Genomic DNA, 12,932 nt, shown 5'->3' on the forward strand with positions numbered 1-12,932 from the left:
TAAGTTTTTGATTTAATTGAAATTTATTTGTTTTTATAAGCGGTAGTGCATACCGCTTTTTTATCCTTAGATAGTGACGAATCGTCATTATTGGAAGTGTTTTTTAACCGGTGCTTGCATCGTTTTTTTTACAGTAGTTGGTGACGATTCGTCACAATGGAGAAACCATGAAAGATAAACTGTTTGGCTTTTTCGAGAAACATCCTATTTGGGTTATTCTCGTCAGCCTATCTATTGCCTTTTTTGCCGCGTCAGGTGCGCAAAATTTGGTATTTAAAAGTGATTACCGAGTATTTTTTGGTGAAGATAATCCACAGCTTGTGGCTTACGAGTCAATGCAAAAAGTATATAGCAAGAGTGACAATGTTTCATTTGTCGTTGTTCCCGAAAATGGCAATGTTTTCACCGCTGAACATTTGGCTGCACTAAAAACGTTAACAAAGGCCAGTTGGCAAGTTCCTTACTCTACAAGAGTAGATTCAGTCACAAACTTTCAACATACCTATGCTGAAGAAGATGACATGATAGTTGAAGACTTAGTCATGGATACTACCAGTTTGACTGAGCAAGAGCTGCAGAAAATAAAGAACATTGCCATAAATGAACCCTTATTAGTTAATAAAATTATCTCACCAGAAGGGCATGTCTCTGTTGTTAATGTCAGTGTGCAATTTCCGGCTATCGACCCTACAGCGGAAGTGGATGAAGTCTCTTCTTTCGTTAAAAACATGGCAGCTGAATTCTTAAAAAATAATCCTGGCTCAGAAATTCATATGTCGGGAATGGTTATGATGAACGGTGCTTTTACTGAAGTCGCCATGAATGACAGCGCGACATTAGTTCCGTTGATGTTTCTCATTGTCATAATCTTTATCGGACTAATGCTACGCACTATTTCAGGCACGTTTGCTACGGTGTTAGTTATTATTTTAAGTATTGCGACCACAATGGGAATAGCAGGTTGGTTGGGGTTTTATCTAACGGGGCCATCTTCTTCTGCGCCCACGATGATTTTAACGCTGGCTGTCGCTGATTGTATTCATATTCTTTCGACCATGTTTTATGAAATGCGCCAAGGTAGCGATAAAAAGTCAGCAATCGCAAAAAGTATACGATTGAACTTTCAACCTATTTTTATTACCAGTATTACTACCGCCATTGGCTTTTTAAGCATGAATTTTTCTGATTCACCACCATTTCATGACTTAGGAAATTTAGTTGCCATGGGCGTTATGCTGGCATTTATTTTTGCTATTACTATTTTCCCTGCATTACTGGCGGTATTACCTATTAAAGTGAAGCCAGTAGCGGAAGGGCAAAGTGATAAAATGTCAAAATTAGCGGGCTTTGTGATTGCAAAAAGAAAGCTGCTACTGCCATTAACTAGCGTCATCATTATTGCATCTGCACTCTTTATTCCAAAAAACGAATTAAACGATGACTTCGTTAAATATTTTGATACGTCTATTCCTTATCGTGTTGCTACTGACTTTATGCAAGCTAACTTATCGGGTATGACTTTATTGGAAATCTCAGTAAAAACAGGGATATCTAGTGGCATAAACAACCCTGAATATTTACGTAATCTAGCTAAGTTTAGTGACTGGCTCCGCCAACAGCCTGAAACAGATCATGTGAATACTATCACTGACACACTGAAGCGCCTCAATAAGAATATGCATGCTGATGATCCTAGCTGGTACAAGCTGCCAACGGATCAAGAAATGGCAGCACAATATCTTCTGCTTTATGAAATGTCTTTACCTTATGGTCTTGACTTAAATAACCAACTTAATGTTGATAAATCATCTGCCAAGCTTGTTGCAACGTTTAAAAATTTAACAAGTAACGAATTAGTGGAATTAGAGCAGAGAATTAATACCTGGTTTGAAAGTAATGCAGCGCAATATCAAATTGATATTGCTAGTCCAAGTTTAATGTTCGCACATATTGGCCAACGAAGTATCAATAGTATGCTTATTGGTACAACGTTAGCATTATTGTTGATTTCAGTTATTTTAGGTTTCGCACTGAAAAGCTGGCGTTATGGAGCCATCAGTTTATTACCTAACCTCATTCCAGCAGGAGTTGCCTTCGGTATTTGGGGGCTTATTGAAGGACAAGTTGGTATGAGTATATCAGTCGTTATTGGTATGACACTTGGTATTGTTGTTGATGACACTGTGCATTTTCTAAGTAAATATCTACATGCTCGTCGTGAAAATAAAGCTGCACCTAAAGCTGCAGTTCAGTATGCCTTTAGCAATGTTGGTAGTGCCCTTTGGACGACAACTTTTGTATTAGCCGCTGGCTTTATCGTGTTAGCACAATCTTCATTTAGCTTAAATGCTGATATGGGACTCTTGACCGCAATTACTATCTTTATTGCCTTGGCCGTTGACTTCTTTTTCTTACCACCGTTGTTAATTGCTCTTGATAAAGACAAGTCTCTCAACAGTCAAAACACAGAACATGCACCTATTGCAACTGAGCTAACGCCGAATACAACGGCGAGTTAATTAAACTTTTGGAGAATATTTATGTTAAATAAAAAAATAGCAGTTGGTCTTTTTACTACCTTTGCACTAGTAATGACCTCACATAGTATATTGGCTAAAACACAGGAAGAGCTTAGTGCACAAGCTCGTGGTTTAGAAATATCAAAAGAAGCAAAGTCGCGAGACATTGGTTGGGTCGATAATACGTCAGATATGACCATGCGCCTGCGTAATAAACAAGGGCAAGAGAGTATTCGTGAAATTAAAACTAAAACCTTAGAACTACTTGATGATGGTGATAAAAGTTTAACTATTTTTAATAAGCCTAGGGATGTCAAAGGTACATCATTTTTAAGTTTCTCTCATGCTGTCGGTAATGACGACCAGTGGTTGTATTTGCCGTCTTTAAAACGAGTTAAGCGTATATCCTCTAGAAATAAATCAGGTCCATTTATGGGCTCTGAGTTTTCATTTGAAGATTTAAGTTCGTTTGAAATTGAAAAGTACAATTATAACTACTTGGGTGATGAAGTAGTAAATGACCTTGATAGCTTTATGGTTGAGCAATTTCCTGTTGATGAAAATTCGGGTTACACGCGCCGCATCGTGTGGTTAGATAAAGCAGAGTATCGCGTGCAAAAAATTGATTTTTACGATCGTAAAAATGCATTGTTGAAAACCCTGTCATACAGTAATTACAAGCAGTACCTAGATAAATACTGGCGCGCTGATTCAGCAGAAATGATCAATCATCAAAGTGGTAAAAGTACAGAATTACAGTGGCAAAACTACGCGTTTAAAACCGGTTTAGTTGATGGTGACTTCAACAAAAATACCTTAAAGCGCGCGCGATAATTCACAATGAGTATCGTTAAAAAAATAAAGCCATTGCTGGTTGCTCTTGCAATAAATAGCATAGTGCAAGAGCAAGTCAATGCAGATGAGTTTGAACTTTCGGGGAAAGTTGGTTATGAACAGCGTTATTTTGCTGAAGAAAGTCAATTTCCAAACCAATTATCTCGCAGCCAAGCCTCTATATTTGTTGAGCCAGAGCTCTACTGGGGATGGAATGAAGGCAATAGCAGCGTAACTTTCAAACCATATTATAGATACGATGAGTTTGATGGCGAACGAAGTCATGGTGATATTCGTGAATTGTCATATGTTTACGCAAGTCGCGACTGGGAGCTCAGAGCGGGTATTCGTAAAGAGTTTTGGGGGGTAACAGAATTCCAACATTTAGTTGATGTTATTAATCAAACTGATGGCGTTGAAGATACCGACGGTGAGGATAAGTTAGGACAATTAATGCTTAACTTATCATTTGTACGTGATTGGGGGATCGTTGATTTATATTTATTGCCCGGTTTTAGAGAACGGACTTTCGTTGGTAAAAAAGGTCGCTTACGTGGTCCATTAGTTGTTGATTCAAATAACGTAAGTTATCAATCGTCGGCTGAAGATAAGCATTTAGACTTTGCTGCACGTTGGAGTCACTCAATCGGAGTTTTTGATATAGGGAGTTATTGGTTCCACGGAACTAATCGTGATCCAATATTATCGTTATCAACCACAGAGCCTGACAGCTCGCCATCATTGCAGCAGCATTATAACCAAATGGATCAGTTAGGGCTCGATGTGCAAGCGACGATAGATGATTGGTTATGGAAGTTTGAAACTATTTATCGCACCACTGATGATGAAGACTTTTGGGCAGCACAAGCGGGTTTTGAATACACTTATGTTGGTGTTTTTGACACGAATGCTGATCTAGGTTTATTAGTTGAATATGGTTGGGACTCTCGCGGAGAAGGAGATGAAAACTCTTCCGGTGCCAGTATTCAAAATGATATTTTCTTTGGTAGTCGTTTAGCCTTCAATGATATGCAAAGTAGTGAAATGCTGGTTGGTTTTGGCGCTGATGTTGAGCACAGTGCTTTTAGTTTCATCATGGAAGCTAATCGACGTTTCGGTGAAAGTGTAAAAATTAGTTTAGATATTAGAGTGATGCAAAGCAGCGAACCAAGCGATGCATTGTACAGTTTGAAATCTGATGATCACGCACAATTAGCCATAGAATATTATTTCTAGTGGTAAGTAAAAAGAGTTGCGCCAGCAACTCTTTAACCTGTCATATTAAAATCGAAATTACTTAACACCGTGCATTAATTTATTTATTTGTGGGCCAATAATAAATAAAAATGCACCGCCTATGGTCAATAACCAAAAGCTAAATGAAAAGCCGCTTAATGCTGAGGCGACTGTCATTCCTGTTTCACCACTCATTGAACCTGCCAATATTCCTGAGAAGTTATTGCCAATAGCAGTACTTAGAAACCAGCCACCAAATGCAAAGCCAGCAAGAGAAGCTGGTACTAACTTACTTACCATAGATAAGCCAATAGGTGATAAACATAACTCGCCAATAGTGTGCAACACATAGCAAGCGGCTAACGGCCAAATTGGGATCATATTGTTAGCATCTAGTAAGTTTTCAAGCGCGTAAATTAACACTAAAAAACCTAAACCTGTGCCGAGCAAGCCTAAGGCAAATTTACGTGGAATACTCGGCTCAACTTTTTTCTTATGCATAAACACCCAAAGTGCTGAAACAATCGGGGCGAATATCAATATCGCAACTGAGTTAACTGACTGAAACCAAGCAATTTTAAATTCGACGGCTTCAGTGATATTTCTATCCACAATGTTTTGCGCTAAAAAGGTAAATGAACTGCCAGCCTGTTCGAAAAACATAAAAAATATAACATTGAACAGGAACATAATTAGGCAAGCAATAACTCGATCGAAAGCTATTTTACCATCACGCTTAGCTTGTTTTAAAAGTAGCATTGCTAAACCAACAAATAGCACAAATAATATCCACGCTAGCACTTGTGCGCCAGCATAGGTCATTAAAATATAAACAGGGACAATAGATGCGACTGAACCAAGAATAACGTAGACAAGGTTTTTTGTTCTTAAAGGTGTTTTAGCTACTGAACCAATACCTTTTAGTTGACGACGACCAATGTAAAACCAGACATAACTGATTAACATGCCTACTCCTGCCGCGCCGAATACCGCTTTGTAGTTATCCATCATTGGCGTATCGGTTAACGTACTAGCAAGCCATTGAGTAATAATAGGCGACACCATAGCGCCAGCATTGATACCCATGTAGAAAATACTAAAGCCACTGTCTCGACGGTGATCATCTACGGCATATATTTTGCCAACCAAGTTTGAAATATTAGGTTTGAATAAACCATTGCCAACAATAACTGTCGCTAAGCCGACCATAAAAAAAGTTTCATCGGGCAGCATGATGAGAAATAAACCGATTCCCATCATCACTGCACCAACAAGAATTGAATGTTGCGAGCCGATGATCTTATCAGCAATATAGCCACCGAAAATAGCGCTGGCATAAACCAGTGCTAAATATGCGCCATAGGTATTTGATGCAAATGACTGACCCGAAGTATCACCATTAAAAAACTGCGCAACAATGTACAGTGTTAAAGCCCAGCGAATACCATAAAAAGCAAAACGCTCCCAAAATTCTGCCATAAATAGCATCCATAATGGTTTAGGGTGCCCCCATAAATTATCAAATTCGGGTAAAGCTTGTGTTGAAGCCATCAGTCCTTCCTCATTTCTAATATTAATTTTTATTTAACCGCTATCAGCTTACGCTGATGATTTTTGGCTACTTGAAGTTAAGGTGAAAGTGGCTGAAAATTTTGGTGAAGATTTGGTGAAGCTTCACTGAAGAGTGAAGTAAAGCGGTGAATAGCGTATAAAAAGTGCAGAGAATCATTGCACTTTGGTGAAAAGGCGATAAATTAACGGATACAATTTTATGCTGAATAATTGCTTAGTGCCTGATAACTATAACAATACAACCCGTTACATAATTAGTGACTTAAATTTAGATGTTCTCCGAGGTGAATTAACACGTCATGATGAAGTGATTACCTTGCCTAAATTAAGTTACGATTTATTGGTGGCGTTAGCACAAGCTGCTCCTGCCCTATTAAGTCAAGAAGAGTTAATGGCAGCCGTTTGGCCTGATAGAGTTATTGGCGATGAAACCTTAAAACAGCGCGTTAAGTTATTAAGAAAATCTTTAGGCGACAATGCTTCAGCACCGACATATATTGAAGCCGTACGTGGACGCGGATATCGAATAATTCCTGTGGTAAAGTGCGAATGTGTTGTCCGTAAACCACCTTCGGTAATGCTAGATTTAAGTGCTAACGATCGCTTTCCAAGCCTTAGTGAAAATCAATTTGGTAAATTATGGCGACGAATTTCATTGTTGGGGTTAATCGTTTTTATTGTGGCATTAATTAGTATTACATCAACATCAATATTGATGAATGGTGTCGATAAAAATGACAAGGCGCTACTTGGTGAACAGTCACCTGATTCGGGTGAGAATACAGGCGCTAACAAAACCCGCAACAAAGTCACCGGCGATATGGATACAAGCATTTCAAAAGCGATGCGCTTTTATACCCGTGGCAGAGATTATTATCATAGATACCGCAAGCAAGATAATGAAATAGCTATCGACTTTTTTAACAAAGCAATTAATGAAGATAGTCATTTTTCATTAGCTTATTCGGCACTAAGTCAGGCCTATAGTCAGAAGTTTTTTCAATTTTCAGGACTAGAGCATGATAAGCAATTAGCAATCGATAATGCCTATCAAGCGTTAAGTTATGACAATAAATCTGCCGCAGCATACAAGGCATTAGGTACCGCTTATTACGTTTCTGGTTGGTTATCGAAAAGCATAAAAACTTTACACAGAGGACTCGAGATAGAGCCCAATGAAATTGAAATATTGATTAACCTCGCTTTTATTTACTCAGAGCAAGGTGAATTGGCGACAGCACTCACGTGGCACAAAAAAGTAATACAGCAAGCCCCTGAACATGCACTGGCAATGATGCATACCGGTTTAACATTAGCGCGTGCCAAGCAATATGAATTAGCTGAAGTTTGGTATCAAAAAGCGTTCAGTTTACAACCAGATTACTTATTAACGACCTATCATTTAGCGCAACTGGCTATTGCCAAAAAGAATTACCCGCAAGCATTAGCACTTGTTGAAAATGAAAAGGGCAATAGCAACCAGCAAGCACTTTTTTTACAAACACAGGCAGATATTGCTTATTTTCAAAACAATATTGATATGGCTAAAAACTTTTATCAACAAGCGGCAGATTTAACCCCCTCAGCTATTTATTCGAGATCTAAATTACTTTCGGTCTTATTAACTAAACAAATTAATCCTGTCGCTAAAACGAGTACGTTAGATAATAGTCAAGCAGCTTATGATGAACAGAGTATTGCCGGATTAAAAGCCAAGCAACAACAGGGCAATGAGCAAGCCGAAGTCAGTTTATTGCTGGCGGAGATTTATAGTGCCAAAGCTGAATATAATATTGCGATGCGCTATTTGATTCAGGCAATTGAGCAAGGTTATCAACTTGATTATCGTGTCTATCAATCGCCGTCATTTAAAGGCTTACGTGAACAAGATATTTTTCAGCGTTTAACCGCACAAATGAAAGAAGCTATCGAAATTGATAGCTTCTTTAAGCAATAATCATAATTATGTGCTTATTGCAAGTTTTGTTTTTTATATAAAAACAACTTAAACCGTGTCTAATTCAACTAATTTACCAATTGGCTCATCAAGTGAAGGTGGCGGTAGAGTAAACCACTGTGGGCCATTTTTAGTCATATAAATACAGTCCTCTAAGCGCACGCCAAATTCGCCTTGAATATAAATACCTGGTTCATTCGAAAAGCACATGCCTGGTTTAAGCATTTCTGTTTCACCATGCACAAAATTAACACTTTCATGACCTTCCATACCAATGCCATGACCAGTTCTATGCGAAAGCCCCGGTAATTTATAACCTGGGCCAAAACCTTTACTTTGATAATACTTACGCACTGCATCATCAACAGAGCCCGCCTGCTGGCCAAGTTGTGCTTGTTCAAAAGCAATTTGCTGACCTTTTCTAACCGTTTGCCAAACCTCACGTTGCCTTTTATTTGGCTCACCAAAAACAAAAGTACGGCTAATATCTGATTGATAACCATGCACATTACAGCCACAATCCATTAAAACAATAGAGCCTTGCGTTAAGGTTTGCTTTTGTTTGGTACCATGCGGGTAAGCACTGGCTTGGTTAAATAACGCCATATTCCAAGCGCCTTTACCGCCAAGCTGTGTTTGTGCGTTTTTCATTAACGATTTAACATCGCCTTGGCTCATACCCAGTTCCAGTTTTGACCATACATCTGCATACGCAAGTAAGGTAATCTCGTTAGCTTTGTGCATTAATTCAAGTTCATGCTGGCTTTTATACATACGACAGCCGCGAGTAACGGGCTCAGCACTGACATGCTGCATGTTAGAAAGCTCCGCCATTAAGCCGTTCATAACAAAATAACGTACTGAGTTTTCAAAGGCGATTTTACCTTTAGTAATGCCAGCATCGGCTAAAATTTGTTTGACCAGTACGAATGGACTTTCATGCTCTTGCCAAACGCGAATGTCATCACTTACTGCTAAGCTTTCTCGCACACTCGGCTCTTCAAAAAATGGGCAAACTACAGCAACATTACCGTCTCGGGGAATAACCACTGCGGTTAAACGCTCGCTGCGCCACCACTGAATACCAGAGAAATAATCCATGGCTGCACCAGGCTCAAGCACTAGTGCTGTAATATCAAGCTTTTGCATTAATTTCTGTGCGTTAGATATGCGTTGTAGCCTTTCGGTTTTGCTAATAGGTTTCACTGAACCGGTGATAGGCTTTAATTTATTGCTAGTGCCTTTTACATTACTTTCAGCAGCGCCGCGTGAACTTCCTGCAATGGCTGCTCCGGCAAGGCTAAGTGAAGCTAAACTTGCACCACTGGCTTTTAAAAAGGCTCTTTTTGTTATGTTCATTTTTTTGTCCTGCGATCACTGTTAAAAATTTTAAGTGCTTTAACGAGTTACATTTTATAGCTTCACGCTATCGCTTTTTAATTAGTCGAGCAAGCCATTACCGACAAATTGTGGGCAATTTACGGTGAAATATGAGAATTCGATTTATGGCTTAATGTGATACTGCGACTTAACGCAGAAACTTAGCGTATTAGCGAGTATTTTTTGTACATAAGTAGTGAGCGTGTTATCAATAATGTTCGGCACTAAGTTTAGGCGCTTAGATTAGGCATTAAGTGAGAATAATAAAATATGATAAAGCAAAATAGGTTTTCGCGTGTGAATCGCGTTGTTATAAAATTAAGCCTTGTTGTTACGGCAATTGTTGCTTCGGTTGCCACAGTGCAGGTGCATGCCAATGCAGACCGTGTTACTGGTAAAACTCATGCAACACGTTCAGAAGTTATTGCAGCTAATGGCATGGTGGCAACGAGTCAGCCACTCGCTACACAGATTGGCTTGCAAGTGCTAAAAGATGGCGGTAATGCCATTGACGCGGCCATTGCTGCTAATGCTGCACTTGGTTTAATGGAGCCAACCGGTAACGGTATTGGTGGTGATTTATACGCGATTATTTGGCATGCAAAAACTCAGAAGCTTTATGGCTTGAACGGCAGTGGGCGTTCACCTCAATCCCTTACCTTTGAAAAACTTAAAAAAGAACTCAATGCTTTAGATCGCGAAAACATTCCCCCTTATGGCATGTTACCTATTTCTGTACCAGGCACAGTTGATGGTTGGTTTGAAATGCATGATAAGTTCGGCGAAATGCCAATGAACAAGGTGCTAAAGCCTGCAATCGACTATGCCAATAACGGCTTCCCTGTAAGTGAGCTTATTGCTTATTATTGGGATCGCAGTGTTCCAAGATTATCGCCACAACCGGGCAGTTTTAAAAGCACGTTTACAATTAATGGTAAAGCGCCACGCAAGGGGCAAATATTCAAAAACCCTGAATTAGCTAATACACTATCGTTAATCGCTGAACAAGGACGAGAGGCGTTTTATCAAGGTGAAATTGCTGACAAAATTGACCGCTTTATGAAAACTAATGGCGGCTATATTTCTCGTGAAGATCTAGCTAGCCATACTTCTACTTGGGTTGAACCTGTTTCAACTAACTATCGTGGTTACGATGTGTTTGAACTACCACCTAACGGCCAAGGTATTGCCGCGCTGCAAATACTAAACATACTAGAGTCATATAATTTAGCTGATATGGGCTTTTTGTCAGAGCAAACGCTGCATGTGATGACAGAAGCGAAAAAATTAGCGTTTGAAGATCGTGCTAAATTTTATACCGATATGGACTTTTATGATGTACCGTTAACCGGGTTAATTGATAAAAAATATGCAATGGAGCGTAGAAAGCTTATTGGTGAGCGCGCGGCTAAGCGTGTTGATGCGGGTAACCCTGCCATGTATCAAGGCGATACCATTTATCTAACCACGGCAGATAAAGACGGTAATATGGTTTCGCTAATTCAAAGTAACTACCGTGGTATGGGCTCAGGTGTGGTTGTACCGGGATTAGGTTTTGTTTTTCAAGACCGTGGCCAATTATTCTCTATGGATAAAACCCATGCCAATGCTTATCAGCCAAATAAACGTCCGTTTCATACCATTATCCCTGCATTTGTCATGAAAGGCGGTAAACCATTCATTAGTTTTGGTTTAATGGGCGGTGCTATGCAGCCACAAGGGCATGTGCAAATTGTCACTAACATTATTGATTTTGGTATGAATCTGCAAGAAGCGGGTGATGCCACACGCTGGCAACATTTTGGCTCAACGGAGCCAACCGAAGCCAATGGTAAAACCTTAGTTGATGGCGGGCAATTAGTTATTGAGTCTGATATTCCGTATCAAACGGTGCGTGGCTTAATGCAACGTGGTCACAAAGTTGGCTTTGATATGGGCGGTTATGGCGGCTATCAAGCCATTATGTGGGACGATAAAGAAAAGGTGTATTACGGTGCATCTGAGTCAAGAAAGGACGGACAGGCCGCTGGATATTAGCCATGAATTTTCACTGTAACTACTGCTGATTATTCGCAATATTTGCTATGCTGTTGCCAGCTGATTTTTTAAGTCAGCTGGCTTTTTTAACTGTTTAAGAAACTGAAATTCAAATAGTGGAAGTAAGAAAATAACTGATGGCAAAACCGAGTAAAAAAGGCCCAACCAAAACCGTTGATATATTTTGCAACGGCTGCAACACCGTTTTGTTTAAGTACCGCAAGGGCGGTAAAGGGGCGTTAGTGAAAAGCTTCAAAGAACGTATTAGCCAAGACTACACCACTGAACCTTGCATTTGCCCTAAATGCCAAAAGCCTTTTGCCCGCGAAACCTTAATTCGTGGCTTACCTGCTTATAAATTTATTGGTGGTAAAGTTTGGTTTAAGTAGTTTTTAGAAAGTAAATTTTTGTTGTTTTTTAGTTCTTTTATTTATAAGTTGTTGAAGTTGTGAGATATTAATCAGAATTATGGAAACTTTATGGAAAGCTTCAATGGTTAGCTATTTCCAACTTATCGATACTCATTTAATGTATGTATTTTTATGAATAAATTTGATTTAGAAAAATTAGTAAATATAAGAGTAAGCGAAGCTCGGGCTTTACTAGAATCTAATAACTTTCATGGAGCGTACTATCTAGTGGGATATGCACTAGAGTGTGCTCTTAAAGCTTGTATTGTAAAGCAAGTAAAAGAATATGATTTTCCGAGTAAACAATTAGCAAATGCTAGTCATACTCATAAGTTGGTTGAGCTTTTGGGTACGGCAGGGTTAAAACAAAAGCTAACTCAGAGAGAAAAAGAAGATCAAGAATTTAGTTTGAATTGGGCGGTAGCAAAAGATTGGACTGAAGTTTCAAGGTATGACTGTACAATTGAGAAAACAAGAGCGACAGATTTATTTAATGCTGTTACTGACAATGAATCAGGAATATTGACATGGCTAAAGACATATTGGTAACAGAAGTTTTGTCTGAACAAATGACAAATTCTGGAGCAGAACTAATTCGAAGGTTAGATAAGTTAAATTCTGAAATTAAAAGTGCTTTTTGGTTATTTTTTCCTGAAGAAAAAACCTGGAAGTTAATAATCGCATCTCCTTTAGTTGGTAAAAGTGGCCCCAGAGAGTTTTATAAGAGGATTATGGATTCAAATAACCAAGCAAATAGTGATGATAGAGTAGTGTCTCTGAATGATGTTGGTGTAACTAATATTGATCACCCAATTGTTCAGTTAATGAAGTTTGCTATTGGCACAGGAGAAAATGATGTCTCTGAAATACGTTTCTCTAGGAGTACCATTAATGGGACTTTTATAGAAGATTCTCTTATCTATCGATCAACTCATTAGTTCATTAATAGGGGGTCATAAATAGTGATCGAACTTTAAGCATTTTTAG

At 39.0% G+C, this 12,932-nt stretch carries 10 protein-coding genes; 8 read left to right on the forward strand and 2 right to left on the reverse strand.

Annotation, left to right across the window (positions count from 1 at the left end; translation table 11 throughout):
• Nucleotides 1-167: 167 nt before the first annotated feature.
• The 3 genes from AC27E9_RS04535 (at nucleotide 168) to AC27E9_RS04545 (ending at nucleotide 4,589) form a co-directional block, all read left to right on the forward strand.
• Nucleotides 168-2,519: an efflux RND transporter permease subunit gene (locus AC27E9_RS04535; protein ID WP_487127656.1), complete on the forward strand. Its 2,352-nt coding sequence runs from the start codon at nucleotides 168-170 to the stop codon at nucleotides 2,517-2,519.
• Between the two features lie 72 nt (nucleotides 2,520-2,591).
• Nucleotides 2,592-3,353 carry an outer membrane lipoprotein-sorting protein gene (locus tag AC27E9_RS04540; protein WP_487128298.1) on the forward strand — a complete coding sequence of 254 codons (762 nt, stop codon included), beginning with the start codon at nucleotides 2,592-2,594 and terminating at the stop codon, nucleotides 3,351-3,353.
• Between the two features lie 6 nt (nucleotides 3,354-3,359).
• Complete coding sequence (locus AC27E9_RS04545; RefSeq protein ID WP_487127658.1) at nucleotides 3,360-4,589, forward strand: hypothetical protein; 1,230 nt, start codon at nucleotides 3,360-3,362, stop codon at nucleotides 4,587-4,589.
• A gap of 57 nt (nucleotides 4,590-4,646) precedes the next feature.
• Here the strand turns inward: AC27E9_RS04545 and AC27E9_RS04550 are convergent, their stop codons facing one another.
• Nucleotides 4,647-6,140: a peptide MFS transporter gene (locus tag AC27E9_RS04550; RefSeq protein ID WP_487127660.1), complete on the reverse strand. Its 1,494-nt coding sequence runs from the start codon at nucleotides 6,138-6,140 to the stop codon at nucleotides 4,647-4,649.
• Nucleotides 6,141-6,360: 220 nt separating this feature from the next.
• Between AC27E9_RS04550 and AC27E9_RS04555 the strand changes: the two genes are divergently transcribed.
• Nucleotides 6,361-8,118: a winged helix-turn-helix domain-containing protein gene (locus AC27E9_RS04555; protein ID WP_487127662.1), complete on the forward strand. Its 1,758-nt coding sequence runs from the start codon at nucleotides 6,361-6,363 to the stop codon at nucleotides 8,116-8,118.
• A 48-nt stretch (nucleotides 8,119-8,166) separates the two neighbouring features.
• Here the strand turns inward: AC27E9_RS04555 and AC27E9_RS04560 are convergent, their stop codons facing one another.
• The gene (locus tag AC27E9_RS04560; protein ID WP_487127664.1) at nucleotides 8,167-9,477 is read right to left on the reverse strand and encodes a M24 family metallopeptidase; all 1,311 of its coding nucleotides are present in this window, start codon (nucleotides 9,475-9,477) and stop codon (nucleotides 8,167-8,169) included.
• A gap of 333 nt (nucleotides 9,478-9,810) precedes the next feature.
• Here AC27E9_RS04560 and ggt point away from each other — a divergent pair, with 333 nt between their 5' ends.
• The 4 genes from ggt (at nucleotide 9,811) to AC27E9_RS04580 (ending at nucleotide 12,883) form a co-directional block, all read left to right on the forward strand.
• Nucleotides 9,811-11,535 carry a gamma-glutamyltransferase gene (gene ggt, locus AC27E9_RS04565; protein ID WP_487128300.1) on the forward strand — a complete coding sequence of 575 codons (1,725 nt, stop codon included), beginning with the start codon at nucleotides 9,811-9,813 and terminating at the stop codon, nucleotides 11,533-11,535.
• A 137-nt stretch (nucleotides 11,536-11,672) separates the two neighbouring features.
• On the forward strand, nucleotides 11,673-11,924 hold the full coding sequence (locus AC27E9_RS04570; RefSeq protein ID WP_487127666.1) for a hypothetical protein: 252 nt from the start codon (nucleotides 11,673-11,675) through the stop codon (nucleotides 11,922-11,924).
• 153 nt (nucleotides 11,925-12,077) lie between these two features.
• Nucleotides 12,078-12,494 carry a hypothetical protein gene (locus AC27E9_RS04575; protein WP_487127668.1) on the forward strand — a complete coding sequence of 139 codons (417 nt, stop codon included), beginning with the start codon at nucleotides 12,078-12,080 and terminating at the stop codon, nucleotides 12,492-12,494.
• On the forward strand, nucleotides 12,473-12,883 hold the full coding sequence (locus tag AC27E9_RS04580) for a hypothetical protein (RefSeq protein WP_487127670.1): 411 nt from the start codon (nucleotides 12,473-12,475) through the stop codon (nucleotides 12,881-12,883). The genes AC27E9_RS04575 and AC27E9_RS04580 overlap by 22 nt, the downstream gene beginning before the upstream one ends.
• The last annotated feature ends 49 nt before the right edge of the window (nucleotides 12,884-12,932 follow it).

The sequence above is a fragment of the Colwellia meonggei genome, assembly GCF_057537295.1.

Coding starts and splice junctions, on each gene's coding strand:
- AC27E9_RS04535 (WP_487127656.1), top strand. CDS start 168: ATGAAAGATAAACTGTTTGGCTTTTTCGAGAAACATCCTATTTGGGTT.
- AC27E9_RS04540 (WP_487128298.1), top strand. CDS start 2,592: ATGACCTCACATAGTATATTGGCTAAAACACAGGAAGAGCTTAGTGCA.
- AC27E9_RS04545 (WP_487127658.1), top strand. CDS start 3,360: ATGAGTATCGTTAAAAAAATAAAGCCATTGCTGGTTGCTCTTGCAATA.
- AC27E9_RS04550 (WP_487127660.1), bottom strand. CDS start 6,140: ATGGCTTCAACACAAGCTTTACCCGAATTTGATAATTTATGGGGGCAC.
- AC27E9_RS04555 (WP_487127662.1), top strand. CDS start 6,361: ATGCTGAATAATTGCTTAGTGCCTGATAACTATAACAATACAACCCGT.
- AC27E9_RS04560 (WP_487127664.1), bottom strand. CDS start 9,477: ATGAACATAACAAAAAGAGCCTTTTTAAAAGCCAGTGGTGCAAGTTTA.
- AC27E9_RS04570 (WP_487127666.1), top strand. CDS start 11,673: ATGGCAAAACCGAGTAAAAAAGGCCCAACCAAAACCGTTGATATATTT.
- AC27E9_RS04575 (WP_487127668.1), top strand. CDS start 12,078: ATGAATAAATTTGATTTAGAAAAATTAGTAAATATAAGAGTAAGCGAA.
- AC27E9_RS04580 (WP_487127670.1), top strand. CDS start 12,473: ATGGCTAAAGACATATTGGTAACAGAAGTTTTGTCTGAACAAATGACA.